The 13,428-nt window shown below is 68.9% G+C and carries 14 protein-coding genes; 1 reads left to right on the top strand and 13 read right to left on the bottom strand.

Annotated features, from left to right (window positions below; genetic code table 11):
* Nucleotides 1-38: 38 nt before the first annotated feature.
* The 4 genes from ABIC25_RS08495 to ABIC25_RS08510 are packed head-to-tail and all read right to left on the bottom strand — an operon-like array spanning nt 39 to nt 3,332.
* Nucleotides 39-842 (bottom strand): type III pantothenate kinase, encoded by an 804-nt coding sequence (locus ABIC25_RS08495; protein ID WP_004020819.1) that lies wholly within the window; start codon nt 840-842, stop codon nt 39-41.
* Between the two features lie 17 nt (nt 843-859).
* Nucleotides 860-1,300, bottom strand: coding sequence for an aspartate 1-decarboxylase (gene panD / locus ABIC25_RS08500; RefSeq protein ID WP_354561290.1), 441 nt, complete (start codon nt 1,298-1,300; stop codon nt 860-862).
* A gap of 2 nt (nt 1,301-1,302) precedes the next feature.
* On the bottom strand, nt 1,303-2,250 hold the full coding sequence (panC, locus tag ABIC25_RS08505) for a pantoate--beta-alanine ligase (protein ID WP_354560948.1): 948 nt from the start codon (nt 2,248-2,250) through the stop codon (nt 1,303-1,305).
* Nucleotides 2,251-2,273: 23 nt separating this feature from the next.
* Nucleotides 2,274-3,332: a Rossmann-like and DUF2520 domain-containing protein gene (locus tag ABIC25_RS08510; protein WP_354560950.1), complete on the bottom strand. Its 1,059-nt coding sequence runs from the start codon at nt 3,330-3,332 to the stop codon at nt 2,274-2,276.
* Nucleotides 3,333-3,619: 287 nt separating this feature from the next.
* On the opposite strand from ABIC25_RS08510, the gene ABIC25_RS08515 reads away from it, so the two are divergent.
* Nucleotides 3,620-4,978, top strand: coding sequence for a protein kinase domain-containing protein (locus ABIC25_RS08515; RefSeq protein ID WP_354560952.1), 1,359 nt, complete (start codon nt 3,620-3,622; stop codon nt 4,976-4,978).
* 36 nt (nt 4,979-5,014) lie between these two features.
* Here ABIC25_RS08515 and ABIC25_RS08520 read toward each other — a convergent pair whose 3' ends face one another.
* The 9 genes from ABIC25_RS08520 to hpt form a co-directional block, all read right to left on the bottom strand.
* Complete coding sequence (locus ABIC25_RS08520; protein ID WP_248643505.1) at nt 5,015-5,797, bottom strand: hypothetical protein; 783 nt, start codon at nt 5,795-5,797, stop codon at nt 5,015-5,017.
* Nucleotides 5,798-5,903: 106 nt separating this feature from the next.
* Nucleotides 5,904-7,259, bottom strand: a complete 1,356-nt coding sequence (locus ABIC25_RS08525; RefSeq protein ID WP_354560954.1) for a DUF6779 domain-containing protein — start codon at nt 7,257-7,259, stop codon at nt 5,904-5,906.
* Between the two features lie 115 nt (nt 7,260-7,374).
* Nucleotides 7,375-7,890, bottom strand: a complete 516-nt coding sequence (locus ABIC25_RS08530; RefSeq protein WP_004020812.1) for a DUF3180 domain-containing protein — start codon at nt 7,888-7,890, stop codon at nt 7,375-7,377.
* Nucleotides 7,887-8,405, bottom strand: coding sequence for a 2-amino-4-hydroxy-6-hydroxymethyldihydropteridine diphosphokinase (gene folK / locus ABIC25_RS08535; RefSeq protein WP_354560955.1), 519 nt, complete (start codon nt 8,403-8,405; stop codon nt 7,887-7,889). Before folK ends, ABIC25_RS08530 begins: the two co-directional genes overlap by 4 nt.
* Complete coding sequence (gene folB, locus ABIC25_RS08540; RefSeq protein WP_101819815.1) at nt 8,402-8,773, bottom strand: dihydroneopterin aldolase; 372 nt, start codon at nt 8,771-8,773, stop codon at nt 8,402-8,404. The genes folK and folB overlap by 4 nt, the downstream gene beginning before the upstream one ends.
* A complete protein-coding gene (gene folP / locus ABIC25_RS08545) occupies nt 8,766-9,620 on the bottom strand; it encodes a dihydropteroate synthase (RefSeq protein ID WP_248645650.1) in 855 nt (284 codons plus the stop codon). Before folP ends, folB begins: the two co-directional genes overlap by 8 nt.
* A gap of 50 nt (nt 9,621-9,670) precedes the next feature.
* Complete coding sequence (folE, locus tag ABIC25_RS08550; RefSeq protein ID WP_004020808.1) at nt 9,671-10,282, bottom strand: GTP cyclohydrolase I FolE; 612 nt, start codon at nt 10,280-10,282, stop codon at nt 9,671-9,673.
* Between the two features lie 9 nt (nt 10,283-10,291).
* A complete protein-coding gene (gene ftsH / locus ABIC25_RS08555; protein ID WP_004020807.1) occupies nt 10,292-12,685 on the bottom strand; it encodes an ATP-dependent zinc metalloprotease FtsH in 2,394 nt (797 codons plus the stop codon).
* A gap of 163 nt (nt 12,686-12,848) precedes the next feature.
* The gene (gene hpt, locus ABIC25_RS08560; protein ID WP_004020806.1) at nt 12,849-13,412 is read right to left on the bottom strand and encodes a hypoxanthine phosphoribosyltransferase; all 564 of its coding nucleotides are present in this window, start codon (nt 13,410-13,412) and stop codon (nt 12,849-12,851) included.
* Nucleotides 13,413-13,428: the final 16 nt, after the last annotated feature.

A 13,428-nucleotide genomic window follows, 5' to 3' on the forward strand; every position in this document is an offset into this window, starting at 1 on the left:
CCACAGCGCCGGCGGCCGACCGCCTCGAGATGCGAGAATCACTTGCCGCGCCGCGGGTTCGCCTTGGCCCGTTCGTGGACCAGGCGCAGCCCCTCGAGGGTCAGATGCGGGTGATGGTCGGTGAGCGAACGACATTCGTCGAACATGAGCGGGGCGAGGTAACCGGTCGCGACCACGGTCACGTCGTCGCCGTCGAACCCCGGGACGGTGTCGCAGACACGGTCGACCAGTCCGTCCACCTGACCGGCGAAGCCGTACAGGATGCCCGACTGGAGCGCCTCGACGGTGTTCTTGCCGAGCACGCCGCGCGGCGGCATCAACTCGACCTTCCGAACCGTGACCGTGTGTTCGGACAGCGCCTCGACGGCAAGGTTCACCCCGGGTGCGATCGCCCCGCCCAGGAACTCGCCCGACGCCGAGATCGCGTCGACGACCGTCGCCGTGCCGAACGCGACCACGATGCAGGGCCCGCCGAATTCATGATGGGCGGCCAGACAATTGGAGACCCGGTCGGTACCGACCTCTTTGGGATTGTCGACCAGGAGCGGAACACCGGTGCGCACGCCGGGTTCGAGCAGCACATGCGGACCGTTACCGAAGTAGCGCGGCACCATCACCCGGAGCTCGCGGAGCAACGACGGCACCGTCGACAACGCACTCACCCCGGTGACCTGGTCGATGTCGTCTCCGAGCATGCCCCGGAACGCCCAGGCCAATTCGTCCGCGGTGTAATGCGGGTCGGTGTGAATCCGCCAGTCGCGCACCAGTCGCGCGTGGTCCCCCACCCCCGCATACACGCCGAGATGGATGTTGGTGTTCCCGACGTCGACGGTGAGCAGCATCGAAAGCCGTTGCCGTGTCAGAGCGAGGCGTCGGCGAAGACCGGACCGTCGAGGTGACGGGGGTCGAGCAGCCCCGACCCCTCGGGTACATCGGCCGGATCGTCACCGGTCGTCACGATCCGGTTCTGCGCATCCACGAACACCACGTTCGGCGAGTACTCCCGCAACTCCGCCGCGTCGAGCATGCTGTAGCCGATGATGATGACGAGATCACCCGGATGGACGAGATGTGCTGCCGCACCGTTGATCCCGATGACACCACTGCCGCGTTCGCCGGCGATCGCGTAGGTCACCAGGCGGGCGCCGTTGTCGATGTCGACGATGGTGACCTGTTCGCCCTCGAGCAGGCCCGCGGCGTCGAGCAGGTCGGAATCGATGGTGACCGAACCGACGTAATGCAGATCGGCCTGGGTCACGGTGGCACGGTGGATCTTCGAGGTCATCATGGTGCGCAACATGGTCATCGTCCCTCTGTCGTGGTTGCGGTGGCGTTGGTCCAGGCGATTTCTTCTTCGAGCGCGGCGAGTCCGCCGATGCTCACGCCCACGTTGTCGATCAGGCGCGCGTTGCCGAGCCGGGCCGCGACGAGCAGGCGTCCCGGGCCTTTCTCGGGTGGTTCCTCGAGCTGGCGTCCGAGCAGCGCCAGGTAGTCGAGCTCGATCTCCGGCACCGTGGCCAGCACCGAGTGCGCGGCGGCGAGAATAGCGTCGCGTCCGCCCTCGGCCGCGTGGGCGCCGGCGACGAGCGAGGCCGACAGCGTTGTCGCCAGTTCCCGCTGCTCCGGGGTGAGGTAGCGGTTGCGCGACGACATGGCCAACCCGTCGGGTTCCCGTACGGTGGGGACCCCCACGACGTCGACGTCGAGGTTCAGATCGGTCACCATCTGCTTGATGAGCACCAGCTGCTGATAGTCCTTCTCGCCGAAGAAGGCCGCATTCGGTCCGACGATGTTGAGCAGTTTGAGGACCACGGTCAGCATCCCCGCGAAGTGCGTCGGTCGCGAGATGCCGTCGAGGATCCCGCCCGCCGCACCCGGGTGCACTGTCGTCCGCGGACCGTTCGGATACATCGACGACGCGGACGGTGCGAACACCAACTCGACGCCCAGCGGCTCGAGCAGAGCGAGGTCGGCGTCGAGGGTGCGCGGATACGCGTCGAGGTCTTCGCCCGCGCCGAACTGCAGCGGATTGACGAAGATGGACACCACCACGACCGTGTTGCCCTTGGCCTTGGCGGCCTTGACGAGCTGGAGATGGCCGGCGTGCAGGGCGCCCATGGTCGGGACCAGCACGACGCGCTTGCCCGCGGCCCGTAGCGCGCGGGTGACGCGGCTCAGTGACGCCGGCTCCCGATGCACGGTCATGCGACCGGCCGAGTAGGTGGGTTGTCCGTCGGGCGGGCCGCTCACGCCGCCTCCTCCGTGTGGTGCTGTCATCGGTCCTCCAGTGCGTCGATCAATGCCTGCGGCGCATCGGTGTGGTCTGCCGCGCGTCGTGCGAGTGTGCGGTACGCGTCGGCGATGCCGTGCGGTCCGGCGCCACCGGGCACGGTGCGCAGCGCTGCCAGATGCCGGGTGACCGCGGGGGCATCGCCGCGGGCGACAGGCCCCGTCAGTGCCGACGGGCCGAGTTCCAGCACGTTCCGCAACGACGCCGCGACCAGCGGGCCGAGGATGCGTTCGGCGAGGCGGTTGCCGTGCCCGTCGACGGTTGCGGTGTCGCGGCCGGAGTGGTCGATCGCGGCATTCAGCGCGACGACCGCGTCGGAGATCAGGGCGATCAGATGGTTGGCGCCGTGCGCCAGAGCGGCGTGATAGAGCGTGCGATCGGCCTCGGCGATCCGCACCGGGTCGCCGCCCATCTCCAGCACCAGCGACGATGCGATGGCCTCGCCCACCGCATCGGCGGCGGTGATCGCGAAGCACGCGTTGGTGAGACGAGCGGTGTCGTCCTCCGACCCCACGAACGTCATCGCGGGATGCAGCGCGATCGCCAGTGCCCCGCGTTCGGTCACCGGTTGCAGCACGGCGACTCCGTGCGCACCCGCGGTGTGCGCCACGATCGTCCCCGGCCGAAGCGAACCGGAGGACGCGATCTGCTCGACAACGGCGCTCAGGGCTGCGTCAGGCACGCTGACCAGCAACAACTCGGAGCCTGCGACGACCTCGTCGAGATCGAGGACCTCGGACTCGGGGAGCCGACGCGCCGCCCGGCCGCGGGACTCGGGCGAACGGGCCACGACGGCACCGACCACGTGCCCGGCCTTCTCCAGCGCCTCGCCCAGCGCGGTGCCGACACGACCGGCGGAGATGAGACCGACGGTGAGCCGAGCCGGTGCCGGCAGGTTCGTCATTCCCGGAAAGGGATCGGTGGGAGCAGACCGTGCAAACGCGTCGTCCGAGACGAGGTGAGCGGGATGCAGGCCATCGCCGACGGCGTCATCGCCACCGGCTCGCCGTGCGGACGGCATACCACCGCTCGGTGAGGTCACCGCTGTCCTCCAGAGTCTCGTTCCAGTCCCGCCTCTGCCGGAGCGACCGTCACGCGAGCGAACTCGGCGCGGCGGCGTCGGCACGGGTACCAGACGTTGCAGAGCAAGAGTAGGTCCGACACCGCGGCCGGTGCCAACCTCTGTGACAGGTGTCACCTCGATGCCGGGACGGGTCCGCCCCCGGAGTTGTCGGCCGAACGACGGAACCCTCGATGACCTGGGCTGAAGCGGCGTAGTCTGAGGCGGCCGCCGCCGCTACCGACACGCCTGCACACGAAGGTCTGCCCATGAGCTTGCAACCGGGCACAGAGTTCGCCGGATACACGGTTGTGCGCAAGATCGGTGCCGGCGGCATGGGCGAGGTGTACCTCGTGCGTCATCCACGACTCCCCCGCCACGACGTCATCAAGCTGCTCGCCGAGCACGTCTCGAACGATCCGACCTTCCGTGCCCGGTTCACCCGTGAGGCCGACCTCGCCGCCCAGCTCGACCATCCCTGCATCGTCAGCGTCTATGACCGGGGTGAGGTCGACGGACGGCTCTGGATCTCGATGCAGTACGTGCCCGGAACGGATGCGGCCGCGCTGCTCGCCACCTCCCCCCGGGGACTTCCGTTGGCCGATGTCGCGGCCGTGGGCGACGCCATCGGCGCCGCACTCGATCACGCGCATCGGTGCGGGCTGCTCCATCGAGATGTCAAACCGGCGAACATCCTGCTCAGCGCCGAGGAGTCCGACCCGCGCTCTCCGGGCTCTGCGGTGCGACGACGAATTCGCCTGGCCGACTTCGGTATCGCGCGATCGACCGACGCCGGTGCAACCTCACTCACCTCGACGGACCTGGTGATCGGGTCCTTTCCGTACTCGTCACCCGAGCAGCTCTCGGCCGGCTCCCTCGATGCCCGCAGCGACGTGTACTCCCTGTCCTGCAGCGTGTTCGAGTTGCTCACCGGCACGGTTCCGTTCACCGCACGCACACCGGCGATGATGATCCACCACCACCTCAGCACGCCGCCTCCCGAGGTGTCCGCCCTCCGGCCCGACGTCCCGCGGGCAGTGGCCGCCGTGGTGCGTTCCGGGCTCGCGAAGGACCGGGCCGACCGGCCGTCATCGGCGGGAGCCTTTGCCGCGGAGCTCCGTTCGGCGATCGACACCACCACGTTCGTCCCGGCGCCGGGAGCGAGGCGAGCGGCCCAGTTCACTCCGACCGTCCGCGCGCCCACCGCCGCGATTCCCGTAACCGCCGCAGTCCCACCACGCGGCCGCGCGTCGCGAGCCGGTCCACCGAGGACGCACGCGGGTGCGACCGCCTATTCGGGATTACCGGGCCATACTGTGCCGCAGCATGTTCCAGAATTCTCGACCGTTCGGGCCTCACAGGACCTCCCGGTACTGGACCCACCGCCGGTCGACACCCGCCCGGCCCGGCGCACCACCGCGGCGCTCGCCTGCGGCGTCGCGGCGATTCCGTTGAGCGTCGTCGGCGGGCTGGGCCTGCCGGTCGGGGTGGCCGGCTGGTATCTGGCCGGTCGCGGTCAGCCGAACTCGGCCGGCCGACTCGCCCGGTTGCTGTGTGCGCTGGGCGTCGTCCTGAGCCTGGGGTTCATCGTATTCACCGTCGGACGAGCCGTGGCGATGCAGTTCTGACCCGAACCTTCTGTCTCCGATGGGTTTTCGTGAGTGTCAGTAGTCGCGGGCCCGGGACTGCTGCGGGTCGCGTCCCTGCCGCGACAAGGCACCGAACACCGAATCGACCACCCACAGGGTGACGATCCCCGCCACGATGTCGATCACATCGTCGAAGGGCGAACGGAATCTCGGCGAGAAGGGATCCAGCACCTGCGAGGCCGGGACGTCGAGGAGTCGTCCCGTACCGTCGACGATCGCGTCGACCGGATTCGACGCCCAGCCCTCATAGGCGTTGATCGCCAGCAGAGCGATGACCGGAACCGCCAGGACCCACCAGAATCCACGCCGGCGCGCGACCGACCACGCGACGATCAGGAGGACGACGAAGGCGGGCATGTTCTCCGAACAGAAGGTGAGGATCGGGTACTCACCCGACCGCACCAGGACGGGCACCTGGCCGCCCCAGAATCCGAGCGCGCCGACCGCGCCGATCGCCACCGCGATACCCGACCGAAGCGGGCTCCGCGCCCAGATCCCCAGCACGAGAACCGTGTACAACGGCATCAGGGCGGTCAGCGACCAGATCAACAGCAGGCTCGCCTCGGGCCCGTTGGCCTGGAGGTTCGCGTAGTACTCGGGGAACGGGGTGCCGTCGAGCGGGTCGAATGCGAAGAGCCACAGCACAGTCGGCCACCAGGCGAAGACCGGCAGGAACAGGGCGGCACTCACCAGTGACTGCTTGACCGCGTTCCCCCGGTCGGTGTGGCGGATCGCGACCATCGACGGACCGGACCCGGGCCCGAGACCGAACTCCCCACCAGCGAGCGTCTCGCTCATACGGGAATACTAGGGCGATCGTCCAACTCGCACGGTCGAAACCGCGGCAACGTCACGGATGTGACCCGAACGGATGACAGAAGCGTTCGGGGGATTGACCGGTGGCTCAGCCGTTCCGGCGGCGTCGCCCGCCCCCGGACGTCTCGGCCTGCGAACGCAACTGGTTCAGGAGTTCCGAGACCGGAAGCCCCGCCGAGTGCGCCGATTCCGCGTCGTCGTCGGTGGCGCGTCGTCGGCGGCCACCACCGTAGGACTCCGCGGCCCGGCCACCGGGCGGATTCTCGTGCCGGCCCGCGGCCGAGAGGAACGCGGGCGGTTCCACGTCGTCATCGGTGTCGGTGGCGTCTGGGGCCTCGGCGTCGGGGGCACCGGCGGGCGTGCCGGTTGCCCACTCATCGGTCGGGGTGTCGTCGGTGTACAACGGTTGATCCGCGGCGCCGACCTCGGCCGCCGTGTCGGCGGCCGGCGTATCGGCGGTCCGAGGTGCCGACTCCTCGTCGCCTTCACCGAGGTAGAAACCGCCGGAGAACGGGAGCGACGCGGACTCGGCGGTGCCCGTGCCGGCGGAACCGGCGGTCGGTGTGGCCGCCTCCGTGGCATCGGGAGCGTCGGTGTCGACGATCTCGGCGTCGGACACATCGGCGTCTGGCACGTCGGCGTTCGGGACATAGGTGCCGGGCGCCTCGTCACCGCCCGGCCTGTCACCGGCGCCGACCTCATCGGACGGGACCTCCGTCGCGATTCGACCCGAGATCGGATCGTCGGTGACGATCGGGATCACCTCGGTCATCTCGTTGGGGTCGACCGGACCGGTGTGCCGCCCGTCGTCTGTGGTGGGAGCGGTGGCCGCGAAGTCGCGGGCGGCGAGCACCCCGTCGTCGGCGTAGGTCGCGCCATAGGAGGACACGCCCCCCAGGTCGCCGGTGAAGTCACCACCGAAGGAGGCACCGGCCCGACGTCCTGTCCCGGACTCGTCGTTCAGGCCCGAGGCCAGTTCGCGCATCTTCTCGCTGGACAACGCGACCCGCTGGTCCGGGAGTGGCTCGCCGAGGAGCATCTCCAGGCTGGAGCGCAGCGCCAGGACCTGAGCCTTCAATTCGGACAGTTCCTCGTTGGACTCCGCGGTCACCTCTTTGCGGATGGTCGTCTCGACGTCGAGTTCGTACTGACGACGCGCCGCGATCTCGCGTTCGAGCTGCAGTTCGTAGACGAGACGAAGGTCCCGGCTCTTCGCCTCCGCACTCTCCGCCTGCCGTCGGAACTTCGTCACCAGGATCGCGCCGATGACGGCCGCCCACAGCGCCGCGATGACCGCCAGCGAGCCGGTGATCGACAATCGGTCGGTGAAGACCATGAGGATGCTGGCCACCAGGGCGAGCACGATCAACAGGCCGAGCAACCACTGAGCCGGTGACCGACTCGACCGGCGCGAGTCGGCGGCACGGCCGTTCGAGGTCGTCATGATCGTGAATTTACCCGCTGTGAGTACATTCGGACGTCAGGCGGGTGCGGAGTTTCTCAGATAGTCCGCATGTTAGGTGACACATCTGCGACCCCACCTCCAGTCGCGGCAACCGTCACGAATCGCCCACCGCAGACGGGTCGTCGGGGGCTCGGCAGCAGTACTCGAGCCACAGCGCCGCGGCGACGAGGACCACGCCGCCGACGAGTCCGACGATGGCACCCGGCCGGTCATGGTCGGCGGCGGCCAGGTCGTGTTGCCCGAGCAGGAACGCCAGCAACCCCAGCCAGACTCCGACGGCGATCGCACCGAGGATCGCAGAAGCCTTGGCCAGGGCCAGCACTCGCGCCGCCGTGAGCGGATGAAGCTGCCCCCGCGCGCGACCCACGTCTCGGGATTCGACGCGGGAGCGGACGACGAAGGCGATGACGATCTCGAGTGCCGCAAGCACATACAGCACCACACCGGCGAGCAACGGCAACGGCGGGAAATCGGAGTAGTTGTACCGCACCAGGATCCACGCGACGACGGCGGTGACCGCCGCGATCGCGGCGAGATCGCGGACCCGGGTGGGTCCAAGACCGCTCTGCTCGTCGTCCTGATCCGGCCGCCGCGGCTCCGGCGCACTCACGAGTCGGCCCCGGTCAGACGGCCGACCGCGCGCACCGCATCCCGCTCGGTGGCGTCGAGCCCCGCGACGAGGTCGGCCACCGCACGGACACCCGCCGGGGTCCACAGGGTGGCGGCGGGCTCGATCTCCAGCCACGGCACGAGCACGAAAGCCCGTTGCACCGCACGGGGATGAGGCAGCGTCAGGTCCGGGTCGTCGGCGACCACGACGCCGCCCGCGTCGGTCACGGTGATCACATCGACGTCGAGAGTTCTTGGCCCCCAGCGAATGTCCCGGGTCCGTTCGGCCGCGCGCTCGAGTTCGAAACCACGCTCGAGCCAGTGCCGGGCATTGTACGGCCCCTCTACGACGAGCGTGATGTTGCGGAAGTCGTCCTGTTCCACCCCGCCCCACGGGGGCGTCGAATAGACGGCGGACACCGCGATCAGCTCGTCGGCGAAACCCTCGACGACCGAACGCAGATATGCCATCGGGTCACCGACGTTGGACCCCGCCGATAGGACCGCGCGGCTCATCGTGTTCCCTTGCGGGAACGACGGGTCACCACCGCGACGTCGTCGAAGGTCAACGGGATCGGCGCCGACGGTTTGTGCACGGTCACCTCGCACGCGCTGATGCGCTCGTCGGTCATGATCGAGTCCGCGACCTCCGCGCCCACCTTCTCGATGAGGTTGCGCGGTTCGCCCCCGACGATGTCCGCGACCTGCTGCGCGAGCGCACCGTAGTCGACCGTGTCGGCGAGGTCGTCGGACTCCCCGGCGGCCTGCAGGTCCAGCAACAGCACGACGTCGATGAAGAAGTCCTGGCCGTCGGCCCGCTCGTGGTCGAACACACCGTGATTGCCACGGACCTTCAGGCCACGCAGTTCGATCCGGTCAGCCATTCGATTCTCCTACCGGTGATGAGGTTCGGGAACCGCCGGCGCGCCAGGCCGCGGCAACCGCAACCGCGTCGCGGCTGCCGGCGACATCGTGGACACGCACGCCCCAGGCGCCGGCGGCGGCGGCGAGCGCCGACACGGATGCGGTGGCCGCATCACGCCCGGCGGGCGGGCGGTCCGCGCCGTCGCGGCTCAGCAGCGTGCCGAGGAAACGTTTGCGGGAGGCGCCGACCAGAACCGGGAAACCCAGCCCGGTGAAGGTGGGCAGCGCGTGCAGCAGGGCCCAGTTGTGTTCGGCGGTCTTGGCGAAACCCAGACCCGGGTCGAGGATCAGGCGGTCGGCGTCCACACCGGCCGACACCGCGGCGTCGACCTGGGCGAGCAGCTCCCCGCTGACCTCGGCGACCACGTCCCGATAACCCCCGACATCGCCGCTGCGGTGGGTGAACCGGCGGTCGGGGCTGTCGCCGGCCGGACGCCAGTGCATCAGGATCCACGGCACCCCCGCATCGGCGACGACCCGCGCCATGTCGGCGTCGGCACGCCCACCCGAGACGTCGTTGACGATCGCCGCGCCCGCCTCCACCGCTGCGGCCGCCACCGGCGCACGCATCGTGTCGACCGAGACCGCCACGCCGCGAGCGGCGAGCTCGCTGATCACCGGTACGACGCGCGCCGTCTCGAGTTCGGGATCGACCCGGACCGCACCGGGGCGGGTGGACTCGCCGCCGACGTCGATGAGGTCGGCACCCTGCTCGATCAATTCGAGTCCGTGCGCGATCGCCGCATCGGCATCCAGGTACCGGCCACCGTCGGAGAACGAGTCCGCGGTGACGTTGAGGACACCCATCACGAGGGTCCGGTGCACTCCCCCGCGAGCGAGGACCGGGTGCGCCGTCGTCACCGGGTGATCAGGTCGAGGGCTTCGCCGCGAGACACCGCACTGGTCTTGAAGATGCCGCGGACCGCGGACGTCGTGGTCGTCGCGCCGGGCTTGCGGATCCCCCGCATCGCCATGCACAGGTGCTCGGCCTCGATCACCACGATGACCCCGCGGGGTTCGAGCCTGCGCATCATCGCGTCGGCGATCTGACTGGTGAGACGTTCCTGGACCTGCGGGCGCTTCGCGTACAGGTCGACGAGCCGGGCCAGCTTCGACAGCCCGGTCACCCGACCGGAGGTACCGGGGATGTAGCCGACGTGAGCGACCCCGTGGAAGGACACCAGGTGGTGTTCGCAGGTCGAGTACATCGGGATGTCCTTGACCAACACCAGCTCGTCGTGGTCCTCGTCGAACGTCGTCGCGAGGACGTCGTCGGGCTCGGTGTAGAGACCGGCGAACATCTCGCGGTAGGCGTTCGCCACCCGGGTGGGCGTGCGGATGAGGCCCTCGCGGTCGGGGTCCTCGCCGACCGCGAGCAGCAATTCACGCACCGCGGCCTCGGCACGCGCCTGGTCGAACTCCGATCGAGGTCCGGCGAGTACGGCGTCCTGCCGCTCGTTGATGCTCATCCGGCCACTTTACGAACTCGGCCGCGAGTCGTCGTCATCGGCGCGGTGTCCCCACCCGTTGGTGTCGCCGTTGCGGCCCGGCCGCGGCTCGGGCTCGGGTGGCCAGCCGGGTGCCGACCAATCCCGCGGCGCACCGTAATCCGGACGCGTTCCACCGCCGTAGGACCCGCCCGATCCGCTGCGCCCCGCGCCCGGATCCGGGTACTGCGGGTTGGGGTAGTTCGGGTTCGGGTACTGGGGGTTGGGGTACTGGGGGTTCGGATACTGGGGTCCCGGATGAGCCGGCGGATACCCGTGGTCGGGGTACCGGGGTTCGGGATTGCCGCCCTGCGCCGGTGGTGTCGGTCCGCCCGGTGTCCCCGGTTCGGGGTACATCGGCGGATAGTTCGGGACCTGACCCGGGACCTGCGGGGCACCCGGGTAGCCGGCTCCCACCGGTTCGGGGATCTTGGCCTGCTCCGGCGGCGGCCACGGCTCGCCCCGTTCGATGGCGAGCTCGCCCGGGGTCTTCACCGGCGGCTTGTCGCTGGGGGTGCGCTCGCCGAAATCGTTGAAGGTGGTGATCCGCGGACGCTTGTCGACGTCGGAGAATATCTTCTCCAGGTCCTTGCGGGTCAGCGTCTCCTTTGCGAGGAGTTCGGTGGCGAGGACGTCGAGGGTGTCCCGATACTCGGTGAGGATGGCCCACGCCTCGGTGTGCGCGGCCTCGATGAGCCGGCGCACCTCGTCGTCGATCTCACTCGCGATCTCCGCGGAGTAGTCGGAGTGCGACCCCATGGACCGGCCCAGGAACGGGTCGCCCTGGTCCTGGCCGTAGCGCACCGCGCCCAGTCTGGAGCTCATGCCGTACTCGGTGACCATCGCACGCGCGATCTTCGTCGCCTGGTCGATGTCCGACGACGCGCCGGTCGTCGGCTCGTGGAACACCAGTTCCTCGGCGGCACGGCCGCCCATCGCCATCACGAGCCGGGCGATCATCTCCGAGCGGGTCATCAGGTCCTTGTCCTGCTCGGGAACGGCCAGCGCGTGACCGCCGGTCCGTCCGCGAGCCAGGATGGTGACCTTGTAGATCGGATCGAGATCCGGCATCGCCCACGCGGCCAGGGTGTGACCGCCCTCGTGGTACGCGACCACCTTGCGCTCGTGCTCGCTGATGATCCGGGACTTGCGGCGCGGCCCGCCGATGACCCGGTCGACCGCTTCCTCGAGCGCCTCCGCGGTGATCGTCTGCTTGTTCTCACGCGCGGTGAGCAACGCCGCCTCGTTGACGACGTTGGCCAGATCCGCGCCGGACATCCCCGGTGTCCGCTTGGCGAGACCGTCGAGATCGGCACCGGAGTCGATCGGCTTGCCCTTGGCGTGGACCTTGAGGATCGCCCGGCGACCCGCCATGTCGGGGTTGCCGACCGGGATCTGACGGTCGAAGCGGCCCGGCCGGAGGAGGGCCGGGTCGAGGATGTCGGGACGGTTGGTCGCCGCGATCAGGATGACGCCCGAGCGGTCGCCGAAGCCGTCCATCTCGACCAGGAGCTGGTTGAGGGTCTGCTCACGCTCATCGTGACCGCCACCGAGGCCCGCGCCGCGCTGGCGGCCGACCGCGTCGATCTCGTCGACGAAGATGATGCACGGACTGTTGTTCTTGGCCTGCTCGAACAGGTCGCGCACACGTGACGCACCCACGCCGACGAACATCTCGACGAAGTCGGAGCCGGAGATCGTGAAGAACGGGACGCCGGCCTCACCGGCGACCGCGCGGGCCAGCAGGGTCTTGCCGGTTCCGGGCGGGCCGAAGAGCAGCACACCACGCGGGATCTTCGCGCCCAGCGCCTGGTAGCGAGCCGGGTTCTGCAGGAAGTCCTTGATCTCGTAGAGCTCTTCGACGGCCTCGTCCGCGCCCGCGACGTCGGCGAAGGTCGTCTTCGGCATGTCCTTGGTGAGCTGTTTGGCCTTCGACTTGCCGAAGCCCATGACCCCACCGCGTCCACCGCCCTGCATACGGCTCATCACGAAGAAGAACAAGCCGAACAGCAGGATCATCGGAAGCACGAAGATCAGGATCTGCCACAGGACGGACTGCTCGTTGACGTTGGTCGTGTACGGGGTGCCGGTGCCCTGGACGGCCTCGAAGACCTGGTCGCCTGCCTGCGCCGGGTACTTGGCGCTGATCTTGTCGGCGTCGGCGTCGTTGACCTTGATCGGCGACTTGAGCTCGATCCGGAGCTGCTGCTCGCGATCGTCGATGCTGATGAACTTGGTGTTCTTGTCGTTGAGCTGCTGCAGTGCGACGGAGGTGTCGACGCCGCGGTACTCCCGACCGGAGTCGCTCATCACGCTCCAGCCCCAGAGGGCGAGCAGGATGAGCGCCAGGATGGCGAGGTTGCGGAAGACTGTCTTACGGTTCATGCCAGTTGGTGGGGGTCGAGCGGGCTCGCGGGTTCAGTCCCGGTGCCGACGCCGTTCCCATGTCCTTCCCGTCGACGTACACATTGAGGCTACCGGTCAACGATCACGCTGGTGAAACCGTTCCCTCCGCAGGTCGGGCGCGTGAGTCACGCGGGAAGTCGCGTCAGTGCGTGTACACCGACGGCTTCAGGCGACCGATGTAGGGCAGGTCGCGGTACCGCTCGGCGTAGTCGAGGCCGTACCCGACGACGAACTCGTTGGGGATGTCGAAACCGACGTCGGCGACCCTGATCGTGGAGCGCACGGCGTCGGGCTTGCGCAGCAGGGCGCACACCTCGAGGCTGCGCGGCGAACGCGTGGCGAGGTTCTTCATCAGCCAGGACAGCGTCAGGCCCGAGTCGATGATGTCCTCGACGATCAGCACGTCACGTCCCTCGATGTCGCGGTCGAGGTCCTTGAGGATGCGGACCACACCCGACGACGACGTCGACGACCCGTAGCTCGACACCGCCATGAACTCCATCTGCGACGGGATCGGGAGCGACCGCGCGAAGTCGGTCATGAACATGATCGCGCCTTTGAGGACACCGATCAGGACCAGATCCTCGTCGATGTCGGCGTAGCGCGACGCCACGGACTGGGCGAGTTCGGCGGTGCGCTGCTTGATCTCTTCTTCGGTGATCAGGACAGCGTCGATGTCAGCGGCGTACGGATCGGCAAACTGCACGGTTCCAGCTTGTCAT

Origin of the sequence: Gordonia sp. PvP123, from assembly GCF_040547295.1 — a bacterium.
In the GTDB taxonomy this organism is placed as follows: domain Bacteria; phylum Actinomycetota; class Actinomycetes; order Mycobacteriales; family Mycobacteriaceae; genus Gordonia; species Gordonia terrae.

Excerpts from the sequence above, each read along its gene's own strand:
- ABIC25_RS08495 (WP_004020819.1), bottom strand. The coding sequence starts at position 842 with ATGCTGCTCACCGTCGACGTCGGGAACACCAACATCCATCTCGGCGTG.
- panD (WP_354561290.1), bottom strand. The coding sequence starts at position 1,300 with ATGTTGCGCACCATGATGACCTCGAAGATCCACCGTGCCACCGTGACC.
- ABIC25_RS08515 (WP_354560952.1), top strand. The coding sequence starts at position 3,620 with ATGAGCTTGCAACCGGGCACAGAGTTCGCCGGATACACGGTTGTGCGC.
- ABIC25_RS08520 (WP_248643505.1), bottom strand. The coding sequence starts at position 5,797 with ATGAGCGAGACGCTCGCTGGTGGGGAGTTCGGTCTCGGGCCCGGGTCC.
- ABIC25_RS08525 (WP_354560954.1), bottom strand. The coding sequence starts at position 7,259 with ATGACGACCTCGAACGGCCGTGCCGCCGACTCGCGCCGGTCGAGTCGG.
- folK (WP_354560955.1), bottom strand. The coding sequence starts at position 8,405 with ATGAGCCGCGCGGTCCTATCGGCGGGGTCCAACGTCGGTGACCCGATG.
- folB (WP_101819815.1), bottom strand. The coding sequence starts at position 8,773 with ATGGCTGACCGGATCGAACTGCGTGGCCTGAAGGTCCGTGGCAATCAC.
- folP (WP_248645650.1), bottom strand. The coding sequence starts at position 9,620 with ATGGGTGTCCTCAACGTCACCGCGGACTCGTTCTCCGACGGTGGCCGG.
- folE (WP_004020808.1), bottom strand. The coding sequence starts at position 10,282 with ATGAGCATCAACGAGCGGCAGGACGCCGTACTCGCCGGACCTCGATCG.
- ftsH (WP_004020807.1), bottom strand. The coding sequence starts at position 12,685 with ATGAACCGTAAGACAGTCTTCCGCAACCTCGCCATCCTGGCGCTCATC.